General features: G+C 34.3%; 23 protein-coding genes and 1 pseudogene. 7 read left to right on the forward strand and 17 right to left on the reverse strand.

The window, feature by feature from the left end; all coding sequences use genetic code 11:
- Window positions 1–10 precede the first annotated feature (10 nt).
- From BCI01S_RS04205 to BCI01S_RS04220, 6 genes are all read right to left on the reverse strand, one after another.
- Window positions 11–1,084: an amino acid ABC transporter substrate-binding protein gene (locus BCI01S_RS04205; protein WP_047942941.1), complete on the reverse strand. Its 1,074-nt coding sequence runs from the start codon at window positions 1,082–1,084 to the stop codon at window positions 11–13.
- A 599-nt stretch (window positions 1,085–1,683) separates the two neighbouring features.
- Complete coding sequence (locus BCI01S_RS04210) at window positions 1,684–3,264, reverse strand: peptide chain release factor 3 (RefSeq protein ID WP_047942940.1); 1,581 nt, start codon at window positions 3,262–3,264, stop codon at window positions 1,684–1,686.
- A 169-nt stretch (window positions 3,265–3,433) separates the two neighbouring features.
- Window positions 3,434–4,147, reverse strand: coding sequence for an NAD-dependent deacylase (locus BCI01S_RS04215; RefSeq protein WP_061796824.1), 714 nt, complete (start codon window positions 4,145–4,147; stop codon window positions 3,434–3,436).
- A gap of 229 nt (window positions 4,148–4,376) precedes the next feature.
- Complete coding sequence (locus BCI01S_RS24600) at window positions 4,377–4,511, reverse strand: YjcZ family sporulation protein (RefSeq protein ID WP_082809995.1); 135 nt, start codon at window positions 4,509–4,511, stop codon at window positions 4,377–4,379.
- 36 nt (window positions 4,512–4,547) lie between these two features.
- Entirely contained in the window at window positions 4,548–4,655 is a 108-nt protein-coding gene (locus BCI01S_RS24605) for a YjcZ family sporulation protein (RefSeq protein ID WP_082138357.1), read from the reverse strand.
- A gap of 229 nt (window positions 4,656–4,884) precedes the next feature.
- Window positions 4,885–5,421, reverse strand: a complete 537-nt coding sequence (locus BCI01S_RS04220) for a GbsR/MarR family transcriptional regulator (protein ID WP_047942936.1) — start codon at window positions 5,419–5,421, stop codon at window positions 4,885–4,887.
- A 330-nt stretch (window positions 5,422–5,751) separates the two neighbouring features.
- Between BCI01S_RS04220 and proV the strand changes: the two genes are divergently transcribed.
- Genes proV through BCI01S_RS04235 form a run of 3 tightly spaced genes read left to right on the forward strand, consistent with a single transcriptional unit; the run spans window position 5,752 to window position 8,727 of the window.
- Window positions 5,752–6,990, forward strand: a complete 1,239-nt coding sequence (gene proV, locus BCI01S_RS04225) for a glycine betaine/L-proline ABC transporter ATP-binding protein ProV (RefSeq protein ID WP_047942935.1) — start codon at window positions 5,752–5,754, stop codon at window positions 6,988–6,990.
- Entirely contained in the window at window positions 6,990–7,835 is an 846-nt protein-coding gene (locus tag BCI01S_RS04230) for an ABC transporter permease (protein WP_047942934.1), read from the forward strand. The genes proV and BCI01S_RS04230 overlap by 1 nt, the downstream gene beginning before the upstream one ends.
- Window position 7,836: 1 nt before the next feature.
- Complete coding sequence (locus tag BCI01S_RS04235) at window positions 7,837–8,727, forward strand: glycine betaine ABC transporter substrate-binding protein (RefSeq protein WP_047942933.1); 891 nt, start codon at window positions 7,837–7,839, stop codon at window positions 8,725–8,727.
- Window positions 8,728–8,773: 46 nt separating this feature from the next.
- Here the strand turns inward: BCI01S_RS04235 and floT are convergent, their stop codons facing one another.
- On the reverse strand, window positions 8,774–10,288 hold the full coding sequence (gene floT, locus BCI01S_RS04240; RefSeq protein ID WP_061796826.1) for a flotillin lipid rafts scaffold protein FloT: 1,515 nt from the start codon (window positions 10,286–10,288) through the stop codon (window positions 8,774–8,776).
- 27 nt (window positions 10,289–10,315) lie between these two features.
- Complete coding sequence (locus BCI01S_RS04245) at window positions 10,316–10,831, reverse strand: NfeD family membrane protein (protein WP_053215714.1); 516 nt, start codon at window positions 10,829–10,831, stop codon at window positions 10,316–10,318.
- A gap of 372 nt (window positions 10,832–11,203) precedes the next feature.
- Here BCI01S_RS04245 and BCI01S_RS04250 point away from each other — a divergent pair, with 372 nt between their 5' ends.
- The gene (locus BCI01S_RS04250; protein ID WP_082809996.1) at window positions 11,204–11,524 is read left to right on the forward strand and encodes a hypothetical protein; all 321 of its coding nucleotides are present in this window, start codon (window positions 11,204–11,206) and stop codon (window positions 11,522–11,524) included.
- Between the two features lie 273 nt (window positions 11,525–11,797).
- Here BCI01S_RS04250 and BCI01S_RS04255 read toward each other — a convergent pair whose 3' ends face one another.
- The 5 genes from BCI01S_RS04255 to BCI01S_RS04275 all read right to left on the reverse strand — a co-directional run bounded on the left by BCI01S_RS04255 (window position 11,798) and on the right by BCI01S_RS04275 (window position 16,588).
- Window positions 11,798–12,571 (reverse strand): Cof-type HAD-IIB family hydrolase, encoded by a 774-nt coding sequence (locus BCI01S_RS04255; RefSeq protein ID WP_061796831.1) that lies wholly within the window; start codon window positions 12,569–12,571, stop codon window positions 11,798–11,800.
- Between the two features lie 16 nt (window positions 12,572–12,587).
- Window positions 12,588–13,376 (reverse strand): ABC transporter ATP-binding protein, encoded by a 789-nt coding sequence (locus tag BCI01S_RS04260; protein WP_061796836.1) that lies wholly within the window; start codon window positions 13,374–13,376, stop codon window positions 12,588–12,590.
- A 320-nt stretch (window positions 13,377–13,696) separates the two neighbouring features.
- Window positions 13,697–13,963, reverse strand: a complete 267-nt coding sequence (locus BCI01S_RS04265; RefSeq protein ID WP_016200885.1) for a phosphocarrier protein HPr — start codon at window positions 13,961–13,963, stop codon at window positions 13,697–13,699.
- A gap of 153 nt (window positions 13,964–14,116) precedes the next feature.
- Entirely contained in the window at window positions 14,117–14,842 is a 726-nt protein-coding gene (locus BCI01S_RS04270; RefSeq protein ID WP_061796838.1) for a gamma-glutamyl-gamma-aminobutyrate hydrolase family protein, read from the reverse strand.
- 189 nt (window positions 14,843–15,031) lie between these two features.
- Complete coding sequence (locus BCI01S_RS04275; RefSeq protein ID WP_061796839.1) at window positions 15,032–16,588, reverse strand: bifunctional metallophosphatase/5'-nucleotidase; 1,557 nt, start codon at window positions 16,586–16,588, stop codon at window positions 15,032–15,034.
- 190 nt (window positions 16,589–16,778) lie between these two features.
- On the opposite strand from BCI01S_RS04275, the pseudogene BCI01S_RS25875 reads away from it, so the two are divergent.
- Window positions 16,779–17,359, forward strand: a pseudogene (locus tag BCI01S_RS25875) (PhnE/PtxC family ABC transporter permease); the annotation flags it as partial.
- A gap of 141 nt (window positions 17,360–17,500) precedes the next feature.
- The gene (locus tag BCI01S_RS04285) at window positions 17,501–18,463 is read left to right on the forward strand and encodes a D-2-hydroxyacid dehydrogenase (RefSeq protein ID WP_061796843.1); all 963 of its coding nucleotides are present in this window, start codon (window positions 17,501–17,503) and stop codon (window positions 18,461–18,463) included.
- A gap of 47 nt (window positions 18,464–18,510) precedes the next feature.
- Here the strand turns inward: BCI01S_RS04285 and BCI01S_RS04290 are convergent, their stop codons facing one another.
- The 3 genes from BCI01S_RS04290 to BCI01S_RS04300 form a co-directional block, all read right to left on the reverse strand.
- Complete coding sequence (locus BCI01S_RS04290; RefSeq protein WP_047942924.1) at window positions 18,511–19,359, reverse strand: iron chelate uptake ABC transporter family permease subunit; 849 nt, start codon at window positions 19,357–19,359, stop codon at window positions 18,511–18,513.
- Complete coding sequence (locus BCI01S_RS04295; protein ID WP_047942923.1) at window positions 19,296–20,012, reverse strand: metal ABC transporter ATP-binding protein; 717 nt, start codon at window positions 20,010–20,012, stop codon at window positions 19,296–19,298. Before BCI01S_RS04295 ends, BCI01S_RS04290 begins: the two co-directional genes overlap by 64 nt.
- A 657-nt stretch (window positions 20,013–20,669) precedes the next feature.
- The gene (locus BCI01S_RS04300; protein ID WP_061796845.1) at window positions 20,670–21,956 is read right to left on the reverse strand and encodes a C40 family peptidase; all 1,287 of its coding nucleotides are present in this window, start codon (window positions 21,954–21,956) and stop codon (window positions 20,670–20,672) included.
- A gap of 763 nt (window positions 21,957–22,719) precedes the next feature.
- On the opposite strand from BCI01S_RS04300, the gene BCI01S_RS04305 reads away from it, so the two are divergent.
- On the forward strand, window positions 22,720–23,844 hold the full coding sequence (locus BCI01S_RS04305) for an NAD(P)/FAD-dependent oxidoreductase (RefSeq protein WP_061796847.1): 1,125 nt from the start codon (window positions 22,720–22,722) through the stop codon (window positions 23,842–23,844).
- 931 nt (window positions 23,845–24,775) lie between these two features.
- Here the strand turns inward: BCI01S_RS04305 and BCI01S_RS04310 are convergent.
- Window positions 24,776–26,131, reverse strand: a 1,356-nt coding sequence (locus BCI01S_RS04310; RefSeq protein ID WP_061796849.1) for an SH3 domain-containing protein, incomplete at its 5' end; no start/stop codon positions are given.

Raw genomic sequence — 26,131 nt, forward strand, 5'->3', positions numbered from 1 at the left:
TTATTACCTATTAACGGAATGGAATAGAGTACAATAATCCCCCATCAGTATATAACGCATTTTGTGCACGCTCTAATTTGAACACTGTGTCAGGGCCTAAATTTCGCTCGTATATTTCACCATAGTTACCAACTTGTTTAATTACTTGGTAGGCAAAATCATTGGCTAAGCCTAGCTGTTCTCCTAGATTACCTTCCACTCCTAAAAGACGCTTAATCTCTGGGTTTTCACTAGTTAAGAAATCATCTACGTTTTTAGAGGTAATACCGAATTCTTCCGCTTGAATGGTTGCATATACAATCCATGATACTGCATCCGCCCATTTTTCGTCTCCATCCTTAACAGCTGGAGCTAGTGGTTCTTTTGATAATGTTTCTTCTAAAATAATATGAGCATCTGGATCCTGCAAAGTAGACTGGCGAGAAACTAATCCTGATTTATCTGTTGTCCAAGCATCAATAGAACCCTGTTCATATGCAGCAATTACAGCATCTGCATTATCAAATGTTTGTGCTGTATAGTTAACACCAGCTGCTTTCATCTGATCAGCTAAGTTTAATTCGGTTGTTGTTCCCGTTTCTACTCCAATTGTTTTACCCTCTAAATCTTTCAGTGTTTTGATTCCACTATCCTTTGGAACCATTATTCCCTGCCCATCATAGAAAGTAACTGGAGCAAAACTTAGCCCCACTTCAGCATCACGGTTTGTTGTCCAAGTTGTATTACGAATTAATACATCTACTTCACCAGATTGAACAGCCGTAAAGCGGTCTGTAGCTGATAGTGGTCTAAACTCAATTTTGGAAGGATCTCCAAGAACTCCCGCTGCAATTGCTCTTGCAAAATCAACATCAAAACCAGTATTTTTTCCATCTGAACCTATGTAGCCAAAACCAGGAAGAGCATCATTAACACCTGCTTTTAATGTCCCTCTATCTTTAATGGTTTCAAGTAAACTTTTAGAAGAACTTGTTTTTGCACCATTAGTACTTTCCCCATCTGATCCTGACTTACTTGAGCAGCCAGCTAAAGCTAGAACAAGCACTAATAAAATACTAAAAGTAAGCGACAAACTTTTCTTCATACAATATATCCCCCTATATCTTGTTTTTATGATACTAGCAAACTCTAATTAAAAGAATATTCAATCTATTATATTTACAAGAATACTCTTATTACATCAAATGTTAGTATCAGTCCTATTAGAAGTTAAAAAGCCAACTCATTTAACAATTGTTTGTTAACTTTTGTAACATCATGTTTTTATTATACCTATTTTTATTAGAATTACAAATAGTTTTTTGAAAACTTTTAATTATGAAAATAATTTAAACGTTTTCGTTTTTATTTAGATTTACAAAAACCTTATATATCAGTAATTCGTATACCGAAAGACTTTCTTTTTTACTCGATACAAAAACCATCCCTCAGCTTTTATATCAGAAAAAAGATCGTATATATCTACGTTCCATCAAATAAAAATTATTTCAACATAACAAAAAGCTACATTTTGATAATAAACACTTGTTCCTTCTCCCTTCCTCCCCCTTTCATATGTTCGAAAATCTGACATCATTTCAACATAGAGCTAATTTTCCATTACATAAAAAAAGAGACTATTACAAAAGAATCTCCATTTAAAACAGGTAGAATACTTTTGTAATAATCTCTTCTTTTAGTGAATTATTCTTGTTCATCCATCGGATTATATAATTTCACTTCTGGATTTTTATCTTGGAACCATCTTAATGCAAATTCATTTTCAAATAAAAATGCTTTTTTGCCGTAGCGATCCTCTACGAGCAGACTTCTTCCACTAGAAAGATTTTCATTTACCTCTTCATCCACTAACCAACGGGCAATTTTTGAACCTACATGCTCCATAATTACTTCTACATTGTACTCATTTCTCATTCGATGCTCAAATACTTCAAATTGTAGCTGACCAACTGCTCCCAGCAAATAATCTTCTGTTTTGACAGTCTTATATAACTGAATTGCACCTTCTTGTACGAGCTGCTGAATGCCTTTATGGAAATGTTTTTGTTTCATTACATTCTTTGCCGTTACCTTCACAAAAAGCTCAGGTGTAAATTGAGGTAGTTTTTCATATTGGTAAGCATTCTTGCTAACCGTTAATGTATCGCCAATTTGATAAAAACCTGGATCATACAACCCAATAATATCTCCACTAACCGCCTCATTAACTGTACTTCGATCATCTGCCATAAATTGTGTAGATTGCGCTAACTTTACTTGCTTCCCTGTTCTAGGTAAATTAACCGTCATGCCTCTTTCAAATTTCCCAGAACAAATACGTAAAAACGCGATACGGTCACGGTGAGCTGGATTCATATTCGCTTGAATTTTAAAAATGAACCCCGAAAACTCTTCTGATAAAGGATCAATCTCTCCAATGGTAGATTTTCTAGCTTGTGGAGACGGTGCAAATTGCAAATATGTTTCTAAAAATGTTTGTACCCCAAAATTACTTAATGCACTGCCAAAAAATACAGGTGTTAAATCACCATTATTAATTTTCTCCTCAGAAAACTCATTTCCAGCTTCATTTAAAAGCATAATTTCTTCTAATGTTTGATCATATAAAGAATCCTGTTTAATTGGATGATCTCCTTCAATCTCACCATCTTCATTTAGATCAACATATCTTTCCTTATCTTCTACACGGAACTGCTCAATTCGATTATAAAAACGATCATATATACCTAAAAATTCTTTCCCCATTCCAATCGGCCAATTCATTGGATAAGACTCGATTCCCATTACTTCTTCTAATTCCGCAAGTAATTCAAGAGGTGGCTTCCCTTGGCGATCTAATTTATTAATAAATGTAAAAATAGGGATACCTCGCATCTTACACACTTTAAATAACTTTAACGTTTGTTCCTCTATTCCTTTTGCCGAATCAATAATCATCACAGCACTATCCACAGCTGTTAGAGTACGATAAGTATCTTCACTAAAGTCTTGGTGTCCCGGTGTATCCAAAATATTTACTCGTGCATTTTTGTAGTCAAATTGCATCACACTTGATGTAACAGAAATCCCTCTTTGCTTTTCTATCTCCATCCAGTCACTTGTCGCATATTTTCCTGTTTTCTTCCCTTTTACTGTTCCAGCATCTCTAATTGCTCCGCCGAATAGTAATAACTTTTCCGTTAACGTCGTTTTTCCAGCATCCGGATGGGAAATAATCGCAAAGGTGCGACGAGATAGTACATCCTGTTTAAAATTCTTTGACATGTTACTTTCCTCTCTTTTACGGTTTCAAATTTAGTCCATTCCCTTATATTATCTCGATATATCAAAGTTTGCAATGGATTTAAACGTATTCAGCTACTTTTCTTTGTACTATTTTTCTTTTTTTATGATTATCCATCAATCTTATTTATTCCTAGCCAATTGATGAACATTACAGCTTAAGATTAATTTCTTCTAATACCTTTCCGATTGATTCATGAATGACAATATCAGCAATGCCATCCATTTGAGTTTGCTCTTTATTAATAATAATAAGTTTAGCCCCTGTTTGCTTTGCAAGTAAGGGAAATTGATTTGCTGGTGAAACGGATAAAGAGGATCCTAAAACTAAGAAGACATCAGAATTTATGGCCGCCTCTTCCGCTCTCAAAAATGGCTGTTCTGGGAGCATTTCTCCAAAAAGTACAATGGAAGGTCTTAATATTCCTCCACAACTGCATGAATAGTTGTCATGTAAATATTCATCACTAGGATAGCTCCTTCCACATATTTCACAATGAACCTTTTTTAATGTTCCATGCAATTCAGCAACTTTCTGATTTCCTGCTTCTTCGTGAAATCCATCCACATTCTGTGTGATGATTTGTTTTACATAGCCTTTTCTTTCCCAATCACTTAATATGTAATAGCCATGATGCGGCTTAAATTCATGAATACCTTGAACTCGGTTACGATAAAACTCAATAAATTCTTGCACATGATTATTTAGGGCACTCGTACTGGAAAGGTATTGTTTTTTTTCAGCAGTCCATAATCCCTTATTAGCAGATCGAAAATCAGGCAATCCACTCTCCGTAGACATCCCAGCACCAGTAAATATAACAAAATAATTAGCAGACTTTATTAATTGAACTAAGGAATCCATCTATCCATTTCCCCCTAATACATATCTTATCTATTCATTTTAGCAAATAGTTATGACTCCTCAAAATTAAGAAAGAATGATTTGCTCCCCAAAAGATAATCTGTGGAACCCTGCACGTTTCATTGCACGAAAAAGTATATTTTGTATAAATATATGTACTTTATTCACTCTACTTAATATCATTAAAAGAAGACTGACTCTTCGAATCAGCCTTCCATTTTTCGTTATTTTACCATTTAAAGCAAGCTGCACCCACAATGATTAAAAGAATGAATAAAACAACGATTAAAGCGAAACCTCCGCCGTAACCTGCACCACCATAGCCATAACCATAGCCGGGATATCCACAACCATATCCGTACATTCTATTTCCTCCTTTTAATATCTGTTTCGTTACGGATTAATAAAATCCGCCGTAACCCCAAGAAGCACCAATAATCACCAATAAAATAAACAATACTACTAAAAGAGCGAAACCTCCGCCGTAACCTACTCCAACTTCACCCATGAATAAAAACCTCCTTTTTTTGATTCCATATATCCTATTCAAGAATTAAAAATGTGCGATAGACAAATGCACATTTTTTAGGTTTTTTAACCAGATATCCTTGGGATTACATTGATCTCGTTTCTTGCTGATTTTTCCCTTATATCAAATTTTTCTTTATAAACTACAAAAGGCGCTATCTTCCGAGTTTAAAAAAAACCCTTAGAAGATAGCACCTTCATATAATTTTTTATTCTTTATTTTTTGGAATGAAATTAAAAATTTCATGTGATTCTAAACTATCTACAAAACGTTCAAGCCAATCATAATAATCTAGTGCATAATTCATTTTCTCTAAGTCATTAGTTGCATCTTTTATAACATCTTCAGAAATTCCTTCTTTATTCATTAAAGCTTTTATTTCATTCATTGATTTTTCAATTGCATATATATTTTCAGTAATCGCTAACCGCCATTTAATTGTGAAATAATCGATAAATGTTTGATACCAATCTTCTTCTGCTCTATATAAATCTTTTCGAACACCTTTTCGCCATACTTTGTCTACCATTTTCAATTCAAGCAAGGTTCTAACCGACGTACTCATACTGGTTTTACTCATCCCTAGCTCTTCTTTCATTTCGTCAAGCGTCATAGGATTTTCTTGGAACAATAGCATTCCATATAATCTACCAATTGATTCAGTCACTCCATATAAATCCATGTTTTGAGCTACGGAATCAATCACTCTCTCTCGAGCAATATTTAACTGCTCCCTATCCGTCATTTATCATTCACATCCATATTATATGTTTACTTATACATTGTAATCATGATTATTTCAATAATCAAGGTGAATCAATAATCAAGCACTTAAATACTTTTTCTGTTTATAGATTAACATGAATAAAAAAATTGTAAAGTAGTAACCTAGATAGTATATCAAAGCATTTGGGCGCATTATTAAGCATATAAGCCCTATAGTTCATACAGTTTTTTCTGTACGTTCAGAATGAATCTTTTTAACTGATTATACAGTTTGAAGTGTCTATTGGTTATCTTCTATAATATATGTAGGCTCGCTTTACAGAGCGTTTAGAATTAAAGAGGTGAAAGAATGGAAAGTATGGCAAAATTAAAAGTCGAAAATGTTACAAAGATTTTCGGCAAAAACGCAAAAAAAGCAATTCAACTACTAAATAGTGGTGAATCAAAAAAGGATATCCTCAAAAAAACAGGAGCAACAGTCGGTGTAAACAAGGCTAGTTTTGAAGTGAATCCTGGTGAAATCTTTGTAATCATGGGGCTATCCGGTAGTGGTAAATCTACATTAGTACGTATGTTTAATCGTCTGATTGATCCTACAATCGGGAACATTTATATTGATGGCAAAGATATCGTAAAAATGTCAAAAGAAGACTTACGTAAAGTTCGCAGAGAAAAAATAAGTATGGTCTTCCAAAAATTCGCTCTACTCCCTCATCGAACAATATTGGAAAATGCGGAATATGGATTAGAAATTCAAGGGATTGATAAAGCAACAAGAAAAGAACGTGCACTTGAATCACTTAAATTAGTTGGATTATCAGGTTATGAATCCCAATATCCAGACCAATTAAGTGGTGGAATGCAGCAAAGGGTCGGTCTTGCTCGCGCTTTAGCAAATGACCCAGATATTCTTCTAATGGATGAAGCATTTAGTGCCCTTGATCCTCTTATTCGAAAAGATATGCAGGACGAATTATTAGACTTGCAATCAAATATGGAAAAAACAATTATCTTTATTACACATGACTTAGATGAAGCACTTCGTATTGGCGATCGTATAGCACTAATGAAAGATGGATCCATTGTTCAAGTTGGAACACCTGAAGAAATATTAATGAATCCATCCAATGATTATGTAGAACGATTTGTCGAAGATGTAGATTTATCGAAAGTATTGACTGCCAATCATATAATGAAACGCGCAGAAGCAGTAACGATTGAAAAGGGACCTCGTGTCGCATTACAAATGATGAAGAAACTAGGAATTTCAAGCATCTATGTCGTTAATAAGAAAAGAGAATTACTCGGAGCAATCACAGCAGATGATGCACGTGCAGCTGCCGAAAAAAATGAAGGCATCGAAAACATTTTACAAAAAGATGTAATTACCGTTACAGGTGACACATTATTAGCTGATCTCTTTGATAAAGTATCAACTGCAATCATTCCAGTTGCCGTAATAGATGAACAGAATAGATTAAAAGGGATTCTGGTTAGAGGTGCAGTTATTGGAGCCCTTGCTGGTAACAACGAACTTATTAATACTCCGCCAACCGAAGAATCAGTATTAGTTGGGGGGAATGAATAATGAATAATCTAATTCCTAAATTACCAGTTGCAGATTGGATTGATTCCTTTGTTGCTTGGCTGACAACTACTTTTGAAGTATTATTTGATGGCATCACTGCAGTATTAGAATTTGTAGTAAATATTTTAGTAGGCTTCTTTGGATTTATTCCTCCTATTTTATTAATCATTTTACTTACATTACTCGCATGGAAATTAGCGAATAAGAAGATTGCAATCTTCACTCTTATCGGATTACTACTAGTAGATAATTTAGGCTATTGGGAACCCATGATTGATACACTGGCTCTTGTTCTCTCTGCTGTATTTATCTCCATTATAATTGGTGTTCCACTAGGAATATGGGCTTCACAAAATAACACTGTCCGCAATATTGTTATCCCAATATTAGACTTTATGCAAACAATGCCAGCCTTTGTTTATCTTATTCCTGCTATCTTCTTCTTTAGTATCGGGGTCGTACCTGGAGTGGTAGCATCGGTAATTTTTGCTATGCCACCTACTATTCGTTTGACTATTCTTGGAATCCAACAGGTTCCTAGTGATATTAGAGAAGCGACAGAAAGCTTCGGTAGCACAACTAGCCAAAAATTATTAAAGGTTGAATTACCACTTGCTATGCCAACAATACTAGCTGGGATTAACCAAAGTATTATGCTTGCACTATCAATGGTAGTTATTGCTGCAATGGTTGGTGCACCAGGACTTGGTGCTGATGTATATCGTGCTGTAACTCAAATTCAAATTGGGCGTGGATTTGAAGCTGGTATATCTATTGTAGTACTTGCGATCATTTTAGATAGAATTACCCAAAATGTGGGTACAAAGAAAAAGGGGGCAAAATAATATGAAAAAAATGACTAGTTTATTAGGAGCAATCACTCTTACTTTAGGGTTAGCTGCCTGTGGTTCTAACAGTGCAGACGATCCGAATGCAACAATTGGTGAAAAAGTTGATTATGAAATTATCGGCATCGATCCTGGTGCAGGTATCATGAAAGCAGCTAGTAAGGCGATTAGCGACTATGACTTAAAAGATTGGAAATTAGTAGAAGGCTCAAGCGCAGCAATGACTGCTACGCTAAAAAAAGCGTATGATAAAAAAGAACCAATTATCATAACTGGCTGGACTCCACATTGGATGTTCACTGCATATGATTTAAAATACTTAGAAGATCCAAAAGGCTCTTTTGGTGCAGATGAAAACATTCACTCCATTGCACGTAATGGATTAAAAGAAGATATGCCTGAAGCATATCAAGTTCTGGATAATTTCCATTGGACAACAGATGATATGGGTGTTGTTATGATGGATATTTATGAAGGTGAAGATCCAGCAAAAGCAGCTGAAAAATGGATAAAAGATAATGCTGATAAAGTTAGTGAATGGACAAAAGGCGTGAGCAAGGTAGACGGAGACAAAATTAAAATTGGATATGTAGCATGGGATAGTGAAATTGCAAGTACCAATGTTATCGGCAAGGTTTTAACAGATTTAGGTTATAATGTAACGTTAAGTCAAGTCGAAGCAGGTCCGATGTGGACTGGTGTAGCAGATGGCAGCCTAGATGCACATATTGCAGGTTGGTTACCAATTACGCATGAAGACTATGCGAACAAATACAAAGGTCAATTCGAAGATCTAGGACCTAACTTAGAAGGAACAAAACTAGGTCTTGTTGTACCTAGCTATATGAAAGATATTAATTCAATTGAAGATTTAAAAGAAAAAAAATAAAACCAAAAGACTCATCTGAAATAATTTCAGATGAGTCTCTTTTTCTTTATTCTGATTTATTACTTAAATTATCGTTTAACTCATTAATACTCTGACGAATATTTCCTTTGCCTGATAAATTTTCAAGTAACTCTTTTACATCGATTCCAGCAGATGCCTTTAGTGATTCTTGCATTGTTGACATTAAGTTTGTTGCATAGCCTGTGACTTTATTTGCGCCACCGTTACTGCTATCACTTCCAGTATCTACAACCGTAATCTTATCGATATTAGCTAATGGGCTGGCCACTTGTTTTGCGTATTCAGGTAACATACCAAGTACCATATCCAAGATTGCCGCTTGACCATATTGTGCATATGCTTCAGCAATTTTGCGTTTTGCTTCTGCTTCGGCCAAACCTTTTAAGCGGATAATTTCTGCTTCTGTTTCCCCTTTTGCTTTTTCTGCTTCCGCTTTTGCTAAACCATCTACCCGCACTTTTTCTGCTTCCGCTTTTGCTTGTGATTCAATACGATATTGGCTTGCATCTGCTTCGGCAATTTCTCGGCGTTTATTCGCTTCAGCAGCCTGTTCCATTGCGTAACGATCGGCATCGGCTTTCTTTTTAACCTCTGAATCATACTGCTTTTCTCTTCTTAAGATCTCTTTTTCTTCCAACTCAATTTGTTTCTGTCTTTCAATGATCTTAATTTGCATTTCTTGTTCGGTAACTTCTTGCTTAGATCGAGCACTTTCTAAATCATACGCTTGGTCAGCACGTGCTTTCGCAACATCTTGCTCTCTTCTATAATCAGCAATCTTCATTTGGTTTTCTTTTTCTGCTTCGGCAATCTCTGTTGCTCTTTCTAACTCTGCCTTTTTAGCATCTTTATCTGCTTCGGCTTTTTTGATTCTTGTTTCTTTATCTGCCTCAGCTGTTGCAATATCTGCATCTCGTTTTACTTGAGCAATTCTTGGTTTACCAAGCGATTCTAAGTATCCGTTTTTATCTCTGACATCTTTAATTGTAAAGGATACAATGACTAGACCCATTTTTGCTAAGTCATGCGAAGCAACCCTTTGTACTTCTTGCGAAAATTTATCCCGATTTTTATAAATTTCTTCGACTGTCATACTACCTAGAATTGAACGTAAATGTCCTTCTAATACTTCTCTTGCTTCGTTTTCACGATCTTGTTTTGATTTTCCTAGAAACTGTTCAGCTGCAGTGGCAATTTCACCAATAGAACCACCAATTTTAATAATAGCTGTGCCATCTGCCATAACTGGAACGCCTTGTTCTGTATATACTTCCGGTGTAGAAACATCTAATTTACTAGATAATAAACTCAGAGGTTCGGATTGCTGGAAAACTGGGAGAATAAATGCCCCTCCCCCTCTAATAATTTTAATTTTATTTCCTGATTCATCAACATGAACATTTTTAGAACCTAAATAACTACCTGTTACAATTAATGCTTCATCCGGTCCTGCAGTTTTATATTTCGCCATAAAAATACTAATAAGTGCGATTAATAAAAATGCTACAATTCCTATTACAATATAAATCTCAATGGCCATTTATTTTTCCTCCTTTTGTTTGCTTTTCTATATGCCATCCTTGCGAACAACATAAGCAACATTTTCTTTAATCTCTACTACAACCGTTTCTTCACCAAAGCCAATTTCTTCATTATAAAAGCTAGCTGCCGTTTTTGAGATATTTCCACTGATGCTTTCGATCAATATTTCTCCATAACCGTCCTTCGGAATTGTTGTAATAACTTTACCAATTCTTCCCTTAAGTGATTCATCGCTATAAACTAATGATTCTTCTGCATTGGCAAGAGGAATAAAAACAAAAAGGTGTAAACAGCTGGAAATAATAAGTGCGATTATTGCTGAAATGGAAAGAATAATGATGCTATTGATAGTAGAATACTTCTCCATAAGATAACCACTTGCTGATAATATCGTAAAAAAAGCAAGGATTAAAGTAGGATTAAATATACCAACATCTCCACCAAATAAGTCTGAAAGTAATAAGGTTAATATGACACATATTCCCGAACCAATTAAAACAGTTAAATAAATGGACGGAAGATCAAAGCCGAATAATTCCATATACATCATTCACTTTCTAAAAATTTAATTTTGCTATGTATTCACTAAAATCAGACCCCCTTCATTTTAGTACTTACCATACTTACGACTTAAACGAAGAAAGGTTTCAGGAATTTTTAGAAAAACATCTAATTTATCCTTATATTGTATGAACTGACATACAGAAATAAATACCTAATACCCCTATTTAGCTCCAGCTTAATAAATATGCCAAAATATCAATCTTCCATTAATATTTCGTCATCTTTAAGAATTTGTTTCATATGTTAATTTAAGGGGAATTTTATCTATACCTACTAAATATTTTCTATATACCATTGTTACCATTTGAGCAATAAAACTTAATGAAAAGGTGATATTGTGGAGAAGCATATGAAACGTACAGATAAACATGAGGAAAATGGAAAAAAAAATAATATTGGTAAAAAAGTGATGTATTTTTTAGGCTCTATCTTACTGCTTACCACAATTTTTGGAGGCTATATATTTTCAGATAGATATTTTGCTAGTGAGCCGAAAACAGGAACAGAAGAATATGGGGACAAAGTAGTCATTACCTTGCCAAACGGGAAAAAAGTGTTTACTTATGAAAATTTAATTGTAGAAGAAGATGGCAAACTTCTGTATAAAGGAGAACGTAATACAATCGATTTATCAGGAGGAGTGGTTGTCTATGAAAATTGGGAGGACTAATCAAACTTATTTTGATATAAAGTCAGCAATTGCTGCCTTATTGCAGATAGTACTAAAAAGCTGCCAAAAAACTGATAAATATTTTGGCAGCTTCTTTATATATGTATCCAGACTGTAGGAAAATTGCTGTATATTGGAAACTGAAGTTGAGTAAAGGATATTTATTTAAACTTTTTGAATCAAGGTGGTGCTCTGTGCTAAGCAACACATGAAAATGCAATTCTACTTCTCCAATATCTTTTTGTCTCCAAACCTCTTCTTACGAATTATAGGTTAAAGGAGGCTTATTTTTTGTAATCCGTAAGCTAGTCCTCCATCATCTACATGCTTTGTAATAAATTTTGCATATGGCTTAATATCTTCATGAGCATTCCCCATAGCTATTCCCATTCCTACATACGAAAGCATTTCTTTGTCGTTTAATCCATCTCCAAATGCTACTGCTTCCTTTGGATCGATATTTAAAATGTTTAAAATTTGTGCAATCCCAGCTGCTTTAGATCCACCTGTTGGAATAACATCCATGGATAAAGGATGCCAACGAACAAAATGTATATTAGAAAACGCTTCTTCATATACCTTTTCTTCGCTTTCCTCACAAAAAAGTAAGCATTGATAAATATCGGCTTCCTTCCAAAAATCTTGTCGATAAGAAGGTACCTTTAATTTTAATGATTGGAAGGATTCAATAATATGTGCATGCTCTTTATGATTAGCACAACCTTCCTTACTCCCTTGAAAAACGATAGGATGATTATTTTTTAAGGCAGTATTTTCTAGCAATTCTAGGGTATTCATCGGGATTGGTTTTTTATATACTTCCTTTTTGCCATGGACAACATATGACCCATTAAAAGAAATATATGACGATAAACCAAGCTCATCTAAAATATGGGAAAAGAAATAAGGTGCTCTTCCAGTTGCTAAAACAATTGGGATATTCCGCTTCTTTAATTCCTTAATCGCTGCTTTCGCGTCATTAGGAATTTGTTTCTCTTCATTTACTAATGTACCATCAATATCAATAAATACAATTTTATATGTCAAAATTCTTTCTCCTTTATTATTTCTTTATTAATGAGCTGCTTCTAGCCAATAGTGGTCTTTGATTATTCCAAATGACTTCTACCGGTAACGAAAAAAAGCTGCTCATATTCTTGCTGGTTAATACTTCCTTTGTATATCCTGAGATAAATTCCTCTCCCTTTTTCAACAGAAAAGTATGGGAAAACACTGGTAATATTTCCTCCACATGATGCGTAACGTAAATGATGCTGCTATTTTCAGATACCAAACTAGTAATGGTATCTAATAATTGTTCTCTTGCTAAAAAATCTAAGCCGGTAGCTGGTTCATCTAAAATAATTAGTTCAGGATTTACCATTAACGCTCTTCCAATTAGTACTCTTTGTCTCTCTCCTTGTGATAAACTACTATATGGTCTATCTGCATAATCCAAGCAGCCTAGCTTCTCCATTATTTCAATTGCCTTGTTTCTAATTTCCGCTGTTGGTGACTCATATAATCCAATCGAAGCATATGCGCCGCTAAGTACAATTTCAAATGCGCTATCTGATGCATATAAATTTTGTTGTAGCCGGTTGGATACTAGTCCAATATTCCGCCTTAGCGCTCCTCCTAACTCTGACTTCCCAAATACTTTCCCTAATACTTCCATCTTTCCAACAGTCGGATGATAATACGCACAAATCATATTTAACAAAGCTGTCTTTCCGGCCCCATTTAGACCATACAGAATCCAATTTTCTCCTTTTTCAATCTCCCAATTAATATTTTTCAAAATCCACTGACCATTTCTTTTTAAGCCAACCTCTTCTAATTTAACAATCATGCCAATCCCCCTATCTTCTCTACATTTTACTAAAAATTCATATAATTTGTACAGAATGAGGAACCAAGAACATTCGTATTTATCATTGCTCATTTTAGCAAACAAGTCCAAATAATAAAAAGACTTGACCTTTCTTTCATGGAATCATTCAAAATACCTTGATGTATGATTCCATTATGATTAAGGGTCAAATCTTTATGTTTACGTTCATAAAATTAATGATCTCATATCCATTCACTGCTGAATATGTAACCGCTTTAATTTAATAATAAAAAATAAATGGAGAGAGACCCTCATAAAAGAGGGTCATGGGTAAAAAATTAACCAACTAATCCTTCTTTTTTAAGGACAGCTTCTACACCATCAACTGCTTCTACTTCATCTTCACCAGTTGCAGAAATAGTAATTTCTCCACCTTTAGGTACACCTAATGACATTACGCCCATGATAGACTTTAAGTTCACAGATTTCCCTTTGAAAGAGATTTGCATATCTGATTTGAACTTGCTAGCAGTGCTAACTAATAATGTTGCTGGTCTTGCATGAATACCAGTTTCATCAATTACTGTAAATGTTTTTTCGCTCATTGTTATACCTCCAAAGAAAAAATTGTCTTACCCTACTATTTTAGCTGATTTTAGGACTTAATACTAACTTTTTTTTCATCTTTTTCTGTTTTGAGCTTTCTAGTTGTGTATCTCTCAATATTTTACATTTATTAGACAAACTTTTCTACCGTATTAGCCTCTGCTTTTTTTTACACTTTTTATGAATTCTATAAAAATCTGATTCATTTTATCATTAGTTGACGCCATTGATTCTGGATGCCATTGAATCCCTAGTAAAAAGTTAGGATAACTCTTATGCTCAACAGCTTCTATAACTCCATCACTACTAGTGGCAACTATTTCTAAGCCGGCTGCTAAGCAATCAATAGCTTGATGATGAAGACTATTTACTCTAGTTCTTGTTTCTCCAATTATATTGGCTAACTTACTTTTTTCTTTAATAGAAACAAAATGGGTGTCTAAACTTCGGCTCACAGATTGAGTGTGTTTAATACTATCTTTCATTTGCGAAGAAATATCTTGTATTAATGTTCCTCCTAACGCAACATTTAAAATTTGAATGCCTCTACAAATCGCAAGTATTGGTTTATTCGTTTCCATCGCTCTTTTAATTATTTGTATTTCCACTTTATCACGCAAAAGAATGGTGTCTCCAATATTTTGATGTGGATCTTCTCCAAATAAACTCGGATCTACATCTTCTCCCCCACTCAAAATCACAGCATCACAAAGATCCACCATTTCTCTTGCCAGGTCCTCCTCTACAAACGGCAAGATAACTGGCAATCCTCCATTGGCTGCAACGGATTTTTGATAATCATGATGCACATATGTGCCTTCCATAAATTTATTTTTAAATACGTATGCACCTGTTATCCCTATTACCGGTTTACTCAACGCTCTCCATCCCCTGACACTATTTAGTTTTTTCAATATTAACAATATTAAAAAGGAAATAAAAGAGCTTGTCAATAAACTTTCTATAAATAGAAGCAGAAAAAACAGCTAAATAACCATCATCTATCTACCGTTTTAGCTGTTTTTATCTTTTATGCTATTGTTATAAGTGTAAATACTATCTTCCTCTTACCAAATGACTTTCCAATTATGATTACAAGTCGCAGGTACGATCTTTCTCTCCATAATATAATTAGCTATTAATTCAGAAGCGTCAAGTTGAATTTCACGGATAACAGGCTTATTTTTGAACATAAAGAAATCCCCGCCGCCTCCTGCTCGATAATTATTCATCACTACTTCATATAAAGCTTCCTCGTCTATTGGCGCCCCCTCAAAATCTAACTGAACAACTCTCTGTCCAATTGGCTTAGTTAGATTGAGTGTGTATTCAATTCCTTCCCACATATCGTAGTTGTAATGCTGGGGCTTAGGGTAAACAAACGAAGGGTTGACAATCGGCTCTCCTTCGTCATTTAAAGCAAAGTATTTTGCACTATGTTCGAGCGCGTGACGAATATCCTTTCCAGATAGCAAAAGTACTTTAAATGTATTAGGATAAATATAATTGGATACAATATCTCTCATTGTTACATTTGGCTTAAATCCCGGTGATTCGTTATTAAAAAGTGCAGTATTACTGATTTTCACTTGCGCTGCATCCATTTGCACTTTATTAATAAATTCGATAAGCGGGTTGTCCTTTAAGCGGATTTGCATCGGATCTTTTACTAACATTTCCCCATCGATACGGCCAATAGGTGTATCTAACCATTCTTGTGTCCTCTCTTCATATTCCTTTAGTAATAATAGAATATCCTCCTCAGCTTCCACTTCAGCAACAGATAATAGTTCAGAACTTTTCTCGATTACTTCGCCTTTATCATCTAGTATTAATGTTATTTTTCCTACATACTTTCCATTATTGCTTGGTTGAATAATTTCTGTTCCATTGATATTACCGGTTAATTCTCTATGTTGATGACCTGTTAAAAGTACATCTACCCCGTCAATCTGTTTACAAATGGTATATCCTTGATTCTCTCTAGTCAATACTTCTGATGGTTCACCAGTCTCAGGATCTCTTTCAAATCCTCCATGATAAGAGATAACAAGAACATCCGGCTGCTCTTCCTTCTTAATCAGCTCTACCCATTCTTTTGCACTGTCAAATGCATCATTAAATTGCAGTCCTTCAATATTCTGAGGATTTTCCCAATTGGGAATGTAATCGGTTGTTATCCCTAGAATAGCAATTTTAAAACCATTTATTTTTTTAATTACATAAGGACTACCTAAAAATGGAGTTTTTGTTTTTACATCGACAATATTTGCACATAGCCAAGGGAATCTCGATTCCTTCACTGCCGATTTTAAAATATCTAACCCATAATTAAATTCATGATTGCCAATTACAGCCGCATCATACTTTAATTCATTTAATATCGTTATCATTGGATTTTTTTTATCTGCTAAAAAATTCACATAATGATAGGTTAACGGTGTGCCCTGTATTAAATCACCATTGTCAATAACAATGGTATGCTCGTTCTTGGTTCTTTCATTTCTAATTATAGAAGCAATTTTACCAAGACCAACATCTGCCGGGGTATTATTTCCATAATTCAATGGAAAAACATTTCCATGTATATCACTTGTTAATAATATAGTTACTTCTGTATTCAAGATTTCATCTCCAGTATCTAAATTTCCAATTCCTCTGAATAAAGTAGTATAATCAAGCTTCTTTTTATTCCTCTATTAAGCAAGTTCATTATAACAAGTTCATTCTTCCTTAACTACCTATAATTTCTTTTCTTTCTCCTCTAACCCTCTTTTTCTTAAACCTGATAAAAGCTGTTTATTATTTACATTAATCTCTATTGCCATCTTCACAGGCATTTTCTATCCAGATTGGGAATATGTATATTTGCCAGATGGCGAGGATTTTTTACGTGTCTGCTTGATACATTAGCGATTGCCATAATAGGTACCTTAATATCAGCACTTCCTTGTATTTCCCTTTGCCTTCTAGACTGCTAACAATAGGAGCAAAGGAAAAACAATCGCAAGTACTGGGAAATTTGCATTAAGCTTCGTACGGACATTTCCTGAAGTTATCATAGCTATTTTATTTATTATAGCAGTTGGTTCTGGATCATTTGCTGGAATACTAGTATTAGATCCACAATCCATAGAGATGTTAGGAAAATTATATTTAGAGGAAATTCTAGATAGGAGGCCAACAGAAGGCCTGCTAGCAGCCGGAAGTTCAAGATAAACATTCGTTCTGCTGCCATTTTAGGTGTCATCGGTGCAGGAAGAATTGGAACCCCACTTATTTTTGCAATCAGTACATGAGATTTGGATCGAGTTGGAATCATCCTGTGAGGGATTATTGTAAGGGTAACGATAATTGATATAATAAGTGGATTTCTAAGAAGAAGAATTACATAAAAATATAAAGTGAATTTCAAATAAACACCCATCATCTTTCCTTGATGTGTGTTTATTGTGCAAATAACAAAATAGTACCAATTATCAATTTATTTGTTACAATAGAATAATAAATTTCAAAAACAAAGGAGTGTTCCCAAAATGAAAAAAAGAAAATTATTACTTACCCACCCTCTCCATTCCTCCCTTTTGAAAAAGATACGGTCCACATTTTCTGAATGGGAAATCATCCATGCATTAAAGCAAGATGATTGGCAAGAGCATTTGATTGATTCTGAAATCATTCTTGGCTGGAGAAGTAGTTTTGATTTAAAAACTATTATGGAAAACGACCAGCTCAAATGGATTCAGACTTGGAGTGCAGGAGTAAATTCCCTTCCTTTAGAACAGTTAAGAAAAAAGAATATCGTCATTACAAGTGCAAATGGCGTACATGGCTACCCTATTTCAGAAACAATTTTTGCGCTCTTACTTGGTCTAACAAGGAATATTCATACATATGTACGAAATCAGCTTAAAAGAAAATGGGATGGAACTGACATTAAATTGGAAGCACACAAAAAAACGATCGGTATTATCGGTTTAGGAGCAATTGGGCTAGAAACAGCTAAAATTGCCAAGGCATTTGATATGCATGTTATTGGAGTAAGAAATTCACGTAAGCGAACCGATTATGTAGATGAGTTATATACTTCTGAAGAGCTAAACGAAATCCTTCCTCTCTGTGATTATGTAGTAGTCACACTGCCGTTAACAGACGATACATACCAACTATTCCAAAAAGAGCAATTTCAACACATGAAAAACTCTGCCTTTTTTATCAACATTGGACGTGGAGAAATAGTCAAAAAGGATGATTTGGTCACTGCTTTAAAAAACGGAGAAATTTTGGGTGCAGGCTTAGATGTTTTTGAAAATGAACCATTGCAGCAGACAAGTCCATTATGGGATTTGGAAAATGTTATTATAACTCCCCATACTTCGGGCTCTACAGAACATTACAACAGCAGAGTAATAGAAGACATTTTCCTCTTTAATGCAAATCATTATTTAAAAGAAGAAGGTTTAGCAATTAATGTAGTGGATTACCAAAAAGGTTATTAATGGATAGATAAAAAGAGGAGTATACTTAAAAAGCACTCCTCTTTTTATCATCCTACTTTTTTATAATTCTTCTGACTTGACGCACGGCGAACCATCATATAAATCCTTTGGCTTAAAAACCCTACTAGTAAAATAACTACTAATAATAGAGTAATGGTTGCACCAGGAGGCGTTCCTAAATGATAAGATGAAAACAATCCAGTAAAGATACTAACAGCCGCTACTAAAATAGCCACGATAAATACCCATTTAAAACCTTTTACTAATTTGATGGAAAAGGCAGATGGCAATACTAACAAGGCAGAAACCAATAGCACTCCAATTGTTGGGATAATTACTGAAATAGCAATACCAGTTAAAATACTAAATGCGATGGATAACATATTGGTATTAATACCGCTAGTTGTTGCCGTATCTTGATCAAAAGTCATAATATACATCTTTCTCGTAAAGAAAACAAAAAATAGAAGAATAATTCCAGTCACAATTGCTAATACAATCACTTGTTGTTTACTAATCGTAATAATACTTCCGAATAAATACTGATCCATGCTTGTCGTCATTCCGCCACTAGATAAACTCATGAGAAATAAAGCGAACGATAATCCAGCAGCCATAAGAATAGCAATCGATACTTCTGAATAAGTATGGTATGCTCGTCGCATATATTCAATTCCAATTGCTCCAGCAATTACAACGAGAAGACTAGAAATTGTTACATTCGTTTGAAAGAAAAAACCAATTGCCACTCCCGCTAATGATATATGTGACAATGTATCTGCCATCAATGCTTGTCTTCGCAGGACTAAATAAATTCCAATGATTGGTGCAATTATTGCAATGAGCCCACCTGCCCAAAATGCTCTTTGCATGAATTCAAGCTCAAACATCTCCATCCGCCTTTTTCTCCTTTCTCAATATGAATAATTTTATCTAAATAATCCTCTACCTCATCTTGATCATGTGTTACCATGACAACTGTTCTATTATGTTCATTTACTTGATGCTTCATAAATTCATAAAAGCCTTTCCTGCTATCTGCATCCATTCCTGTGGTCGGTTCATCTAAAACTAGCAAGTCAGGTTCAGATGCTAGAATACGTGCAATTACAATCTTTTGCTTTTGCCCTCCAGATAACTCACCGATTTTCTTATTACGGTAATCCCACATTCCAACCATTTCTAATGATTTCTTCACTGCTTCATGATCTACTTCCTTTAATCTTTCATACCATTTTTTACGTTGATATCTGCCTGATCGAACAAGTTCTATGACGGTGCTTGGGAAGCCAACGTTAAAAGAAGAAATTTGTTGGGGAACGTAACCTACAGTTAATTTTTTTCCACTCGCATTTAACTTACTTATATTCACTTCCCCTGACCATGGCTTAAGTAGCCCCAATAATAACTTTAATAAGGTAGATTTACTTGCGCCATTAGGACCTGTAATCCCAACAAACTCTCCATATTCTAATTCAAATGATACATCTTCAAGTGCAGGAACATGTTCATATCCAAATGTAATTTTTGATACTGTCGCTAGTTTCATATAGTAATTACTCCTCTCCATTTATTTATCTTCCTTATCCCTAACGCCTCTATAACCGCTCCTCTTTAAACTGTGTTATAAGTAAGTTATGTTAGTGCTTTGTATTGAATAAAAATAAGGAAACGACTTTTTATCGAAGTCTTTGTTTGTTATTGCTTCATTTATCTAACTTTAATAATTTTTACGATTTGCGGCAATCTATTCTTCATTTATTTCATTCTCGAAATGGGTACGTACAAAAGTAGTCAATTTCGTACTCATTACGATTTAAAAATTAACATTATTTGTTCGAATATAAAGTTATGACTTAATCACCAGATAAATATTTATCATTTCTTTCCTTCTATAATACATGACACTTAATAATAGACTTTTCCTTGTTAAGTGTCAACATAAATCAAAACGATTCCGATTAAAAATTTTATAATAAAATTTTGTATTGGTCAAGAATTACTTCTTATATACCTGCTTCTCCATTAATATAGCGATGCCAATAGTGGTCAACTTATTATGATTATCGTACTGATATTGTAATAAAAATAGGAAATGATGCATAACTTTTAAATACTGGGGTATATATTAAATATAAATAAATCAGAATAAAAAGCATTACTTGATGAAATTTCATCAAGTAATGCTTTATAAAAAATCAATCTATTAGAATCGAACAACTCTACCATTAAATACAGATTTCCAATATCCACTGTCCATAGATGCAATTGCAACACCAGTAGAGCTTTGAGAACCGATGAACTTGCCTCCACCAATGTAAATTCCGACATGACCATCCGTTTTATATGTGTTAAAGAATACTAGATCTCCTGGCTGCATATCACTTGTAGATACGCGAGTCCCAGCGTTTTTCAAAGCATCTGTGCTTGCAGGAATACTGTATCCAGCCTGTGAATAAGCCCAGCTAACAAAACCAGAGCAATCAAATAATCCATTTGCTACATCTGATGCTGTTCTTCCTCCACCAAATTTATAAGTAGAATTACCAATATATTTATATCCTGCTGTAATAGCTTTTGATTTACTTCCACTAGCTTTTACCGTTTTCTTTGGACCATTTGTTGATTTGTTAGAACCTGATGTAGATTTATCAGAACTTGCGGAAGAAGAATTATTAGAACTTCCATTATCACTAGTTCCAACTGTTGTAGCAACTAATTGATTTAAGTTATCTTGTTCTTTTTGTTGAATCATCTTTTTAATTTGTGGTTCTACAGATTGTAATGAGCCATACTTTTCTTCCAATTCAGCTTTACGTTCTTTATTGTCTGCTTCTTTTGCTTTCAAATCTTTTTTTGCTTGCTCATTTTTCTTCTGTTTATCTTGATTTTGCTTTTGCATTTCTTCAAGATCTAATTTTGTATTTTTCAGTTCATCATACTTTTCTTTTACTTCGTTTTGCTTCGTTTCTAAATCTTTTTTATCCGCTTCATTGCTTGCAATTAAATCTTGATCTGCTTCCATGATTGTAGCTACAGCACCTACACGGTCAACAAACTCCTTAAAGCTAGCAGCACCGAATAAAACTTCAATATAATCAACGCTTCCTCCATTTTCTTGGAAGGTACGTGCTCTTTCTTTTAATACATCATTTCTTTTTTCAATTCTATCTTCTAATTCTTTTATCTTTTTCTCAAGGGAGGCAATTTCTTTTTCTGTTGTTTCCATCTTTGTCTTTGTTTCTTCAATAAGTGCTTTATTTTCCTCAATTGCCTTATCTACTCTTTTAATTTGTGCTTCTAATTTCTTTAATTCTTCTTGTGCTTCTACGATCTTAATTTGGGCGTCTGAAATTTGGCCTTGTAAAGATTCCTTTTGTTGAACAATGCTAGGTGATTGATTCGCATGAGCATTTATTCCTGGTACGGCTAAGCTAGTCCCTAATCCAAGTAATATCGTTGTATTTAGTACCACTAGTTTCTTTTTTAACATTTCCATTTTCCCCCTGCACTTATCTAATGTAGAATTCTTATAATCTAATTGTCTATGTATTGTCTATATGTTTATGGTTGTAATTGGTAGAGAGACTCTTTTAATATAGTATTCTCTCTTCTATAAATCAAACGATAATCCTGCTTTCGACGAAAGTTCTTTATATAAAACATCTTTCGCCACAAATAGAAGTATAACATCATAATTTGTCATTTAAGTAATAGGAATATTACAATTGTGTTTCAAATGCCTTTTTTTCTGCCTTTGTTCACATTTTTTCCAAACTTATTTCCTATTCTCTTCCATTAAATGCCTATCAAAATGCAGATTTAATAATTAACATACTGTAACTAAGTCGTTCTTAATAGTAGTATTTCATCACATTATATCGACATTTTCTAACATTTCTCGCTCTTCTCTCCGTTTCCAAACAATAAGCACCACATTAGCGACTACAGACTAATTATCTTTTTTATTTAAATAAAATTCTAACAATATGGGATAAACGCCTTCAAAATGGTGAATTCAATCTATATATGCACTATGTTATATTAGTAATAACTGTTTATTTTAGCTGCGTTTCTTCAAAATTATTGCGCTTTTTAAACGGACATTATTTTGTCTTAAATCAGGAATTAATCTATCCAATTTAACTTTTGATGAAATAGTAGATAGAAAAAGTTTCTATCTGCTCCAATTTGTGCTTAAATAGAAAATCATTTGAAACCAGCTTGAAACTAACTAAAAAGGAATTGATTATTATATGAAAAGAATAGTGGTCGTAGGCGGCGGAATACTTGGCGCTGCTACTACGTTTGAATTAGCAAAGCGCGGGGCTGAAGTTATTGTTATCGATAGGGAAGATCGCGGACAAGCAACAAAAGCAGCTGCCGGAATCATTTGCCCATGGAATTCCCAACGTAGAAATAAAAAATGGTATCTATTAGCTAGGGAAGGAGCAAAATATTATCCTTCTCTTGTTAATGATTTACATAACTATCATTCATTAAATACAGGCTATAAAAAAGTTGGTGCGCTCAGCCTTCATTCAGACATAGCTAAATTGGAAGCCATGAAGGAAAGAACGTTAAAACGAAAAATAGATGCACCAGAAATTGGGGATATTGACATTCTTTCATCTTCAGAAGCACAGTCTCTATTCCCCTTATTAGCTCCTGGATATATGGCATTACATATAAGCGGTGCTGCAAGAGTAAATGGATGGGCTTTAAGAAATGCCCTCATGGAGGCAAGCAAACAATTAGGGGCAAGCTTTATCCATTCATCTTGTACCCTGTTAAGAGAGGGAAATACAATTAAAGGGGTTAAACTTAGTGACAATACATCTATTTATGCAGATGAAGTGGTTATCGCAGCTGGAGTTTGGGCAAATGAATTACTTGAGCCACTCCACTTAGCTTTTGATGTAAAAGCACAAAAAGGGCAAATACTTCATATCCAATTAAAAGACATTCAATCTTCCAACTGGCCTGTAGTAATGCCCCCGCATGATCAGTACTTATTAACTTTAGAAGATAATACGATTGTAATTGGGGCAACACACGAAAATACAACAGAATTATCTCCCCATGTTACAATTGAAGGAATAAAAGAAATAATTGATAAGGCTCTCCTATTTGCACCAGGCTTGTTAGAAGGGATATGGCGTGAAGTAAAAGTAGGTTTCCGCCCATTCACAAACGATTTTCTTCCAGTATTCGGAAGAGTAAAGCATTATGAAGGAATAACGCTCGCTAATGGTTTAGGGGCATCTGGCCTAACAATGGGACCATTTATTGGGCAGCAGCTGGCAAAATTTCTTCTTCATTCTAAATCAGATATCGACTTCTCTCCCTATTCTATCGATAGTTCTATTCAAGAGCGATAGATTCAGAAACGCTTAAAGCAGCTTCTATTTATTGATTTTATTGTCAAATCCTTAACCATGAAAACACTTAACGTTTTTCTATCTGTTTAACGTTAAGTGTTTCTTTCATTAGGTATATTCTCTCATTTTTTATTTACCTTACTAATCATAAATTCCCTAACTTGCTTCCACACACTGCTTATTAAATACTTCTGATCCATCTATTTCCTCATTTCGAATCCCAAATTATTCATGAACAAGAGTAAAACACACCTTCATATTGGAAACTCATGAGAATAGATAGTAGTTTCTACATATGGTTCTTCAATCATATTCGTATTAAAATTGTTCTGTATTACGTTCACTTTCATTCTATGTAACGTTCATTCCCGTCTATTATCGAGAAAAAATGATAGATTGCAGAAGGAAAAAAGGAGTTTGTGTTTTCCTATTATTTGTTAGAAGAACAAATAAATATTTTTCCGAATTAGCTGTTGTTTAATATACTTCTTGTTACAGTTATTTTTTAAATGGAATGAATTATTACGATTACTTAGGGGAATGGAGGAGTTGTGAAAGTAACAATTGATGCAAATGTTAGTATTTCTCTTGCAATAAGAAAGAGGCAATAAAGTATGTTACTGGATACAGATTCGATTTGCGAAACCTAAAGTTTTTCAAATCAAATTATTTTAGATATCTCAGATTTTTTTGCAAAAGACAGTTCTTATAATCAAATCCTGGTTAGGTACCATACAATGAGAATCTTTCTTTTAATCTCTGAAAGTAATTAAGTTTGAATTGGGGTATATTAACATCTGGATAATGTTTAGAAAGATTGCAAACAATCTTTCCAAACACTATTATTACCAGACCAATGATTTACCTGCTAATTGATATAAATGGAAAATTCACGCTATCTATTTCCGTTTTTAACTGAAATCGTTCAGTTTTATTTTGCATTTACTTTATATATTGGAATCTCATAGTTTAAAGTATAGGAACTTAACAGACTATATAAGTTATAAATTTGGCCCACTTGTTTAGTAGCCCAGCCTATATCGGAAGCATATTGATGCGTTGCATTTCCAGTTTTCTCAGCTGCATCAGGATTCCATCTCATTTTATATAAAGTATCTTGTCCTGCATTAACATAACCTTGGGCAATAAATTTAGCTCCACCTATAATGGCTGCCTCTGGCGTAAACCATCCTGCATTATAAGCATATTGTGCACCGCTTGAAACGGCTGATCCATCATAGGCACCAATACCATACATGTTATACACAGTTTTACCATTAACCTGAACACCATTCGCTAAAGTGGATGTTCCATTTCCAGTCTCTAAAAGTGCATGTGATATCAAATAAATCTCATTAATTCCATATGCATTAGCAGCAGTTACAAAAGAAGAAGCTTTTCCTGCTAAGATTCCTTTTCCAGCTAAAATCTTACTATCTACTTCTTTATCATCTACATTTGCTTTTGCAGATAATTTTAGAAATTGCAGTGATTGTGTATCACTATTAATAAAATTGTTTGGGTTAAGATAGTAAGCAGTGTCTTCCTTACTAGCAGTAACCCATGATTGTGAATAATTTACTTTATACCAGTAATAACCATCTGTTCCTTTGATTTTAGAAGTAACCGTTAATACTTGGCCACTAGTCAAGGTACTGACAACAGAATAATCGGTTCCAGCACCTCCGCGTAATCTCCAGCCATTTCCGATTACAGTACCCTTTGTTGAATCTGCTGTTTTAAAAGCAATCGCATCTTCTCTAATATATGTGTCATATTTTTTATCTGTTTGTGGATTCACACTTAATTGAATATTTGTCATTTCTTCTAGTGTGAGATTATAATTCACATAACTTTTATTAATCGTTGCATTAGCTGAGCCATTGCCTTTGCTAGATAGATACTCTGAACTTACATAGCCTTCTAGATTATTGACTTTTACTTTAGACCAACCATTTCCTTCTGCTTGTACGATTACTACAGTACCTGCTTGAAGCTTACTGAGAATCTTGCCACTTGTTGATGGTGTTGATCGCAAATTCAAACTAGAACCTGCTTGAACATTTACGATTTTTTCGGTTACAGTTGGCGTTTCTTCCGGCTGTTTCGCTTCGTTCTTATCTGTTTCTTTATCGGGAGTAGATATACTTGTTAAGTATTCGCTGCTTACATAGCCTGCTACTTTACTTGTCTTGATTTGAGACCAGCCGTTTTTCTCTGATAATACCGTTACTACTGTGCCTGCTGAAAGCTTCCCTTTAATCGATCCGCTTGTTGATGCCGTGGA

The sequence above is a fragment of the Niallia circulans NBRC 13626 genome (assembly GCF_001591585.1).
Lineage (GTDB): Bacteria > Bacillota > Bacilli > Bacillales > Cytobacillaceae > Niallia > Niallia circulans.

What these genes read in the sequence shown, in the direction of transcription:
- BCI01S_RS04205 (WP_047942941.1), bottom strand. Translation starts at nt 1,084, where the DNA reads ATGAAGAAAAGTTTGTCGCTTACTTTTAGTATTTTATTAGTGCTTGTT.
- BCI01S_RS04210 (WP_047942940.1), bottom strand. Translation starts at nt 3,264, where the DNA reads ATGTCAAAGAATTTTAAACAGGATGTACTATCTCGTCGCACCTTTGCG.
- BCI01S_RS04215 (WP_061796824.1), bottom strand. Translation starts at nt 4,147, where the DNA reads ATGGATTCCTTAGTTCAATTAATAAAGTCTGCTAATTATTTTGTTATA.
- BCI01S_RS24600 (WP_082809995.1), bottom strand. Translation starts at nt 4,511, where the DNA reads ATGTACGGATATGGTTGTGGATATCCCGGCTATGGTTATGGCTATGGT.
- BCI01S_RS24605 (WP_082138357.1), bottom strand. Translation starts at nt 4,655, where the DNA reads ATGGGTGAAGTTGGAGTAGGTTACGGCGGAGGTTTCGCTCTTTTAGTA.
- BCI01S_RS04220 (WP_047942936.1), bottom strand. Translation starts at nt 5,421, where the DNA reads ATGACGGATAGGGAGCAGTTAAATATTGCTCGAGAGAGAGTGATTGAT.
- proV (WP_047942935.1), top strand. Translation starts at nt 5,752, where the DNA reads ATGGAAAGTATGGCAAAATTAAAAGTCGAAAATGTTACAAAGATTTTC.
- BCI01S_RS04230 (WP_047942934.1), top strand. Translation starts at nt 6,990, where the DNA reads ATGAATAATCTAATTCCTAAATTACCAGTTGCAGATTGGATTGATTCC.
- BCI01S_RS04235 (WP_047942933.1), top strand. Translation starts at nt 7,837, where the DNA reads ATGAAAAAAATGACTAGTTTATTAGGAGCAATCACTCTTACTTTAGGG.
- floT (WP_061796826.1), bottom strand. Translation starts at nt 10,288, where the DNA reads ATGGCCATTGAGATTTATATTGTAATAGGAATTGTAGCATTTTTATTA.
- BCI01S_RS04245 (WP_053215714.1), bottom strand. Translation starts at nt 10,831, where the DNA reads ATGGAATTATTCGGCTTTGATCTTCCGTCCATTTATTTAACTGTTTTA.
- BCI01S_RS04250 (WP_082809996.1), top strand. Translation starts at nt 11,204, where the DNA reads ATGAAACGTACAGATAAACATGAGGAAAATGGAAAAAAAAATAATATT.
- BCI01S_RS04260 (WP_061796836.1), bottom strand. Translation starts at nt 13,376, where the DNA reads ATGATTGTTAAATTAGAAGAGGTTGGCTTAAAAAGAAATGGTCAGTGG.
- BCI01S_RS04265 (WP_016200885.1), bottom strand. Translation starts at nt 13,963, where the DNA reads ATGAGCGAAAAAACATTTACAGTAATTGATGAAACTGGTATTCATGCA.
- BCI01S_RS04285 (WP_061796843.1), top strand. Translation starts at nt 17,501, where the DNA reads ATGAAAAAAAGAAAATTATTACTTACCCACCCTCTCCATTCCTCCCTT.
- BCI01S_RS04290 (WP_047942924.1), bottom strand. Translation starts at nt 19,359, where the DNA reads ATGGAGATGTTTGAGCTTGAATTCATGCAAAGAGCATTTTGGGCAGGT.
- BCI01S_RS04295 (WP_047942923.1), bottom strand. Translation starts at nt 20,012, where the DNA reads ATGAAACTAGCGACAGTATCAAAAATTACATTTGGATATGAACATGTT.
- BCI01S_RS04300 (WP_061796845.1), bottom strand. Translation starts at nt 21,956, where the DNA reads ATGTTAAAAAAGAAACTAGTGGTACTAAATACAACGATATTACTTGGA.
- BCI01S_RS04305 (WP_061796847.1), top strand. Translation starts at nt 22,720, where the DNA reads ATGAAAAGAATAGTGGTCGTAGGCGGCGGAATACTTGGCGCTGCTACT.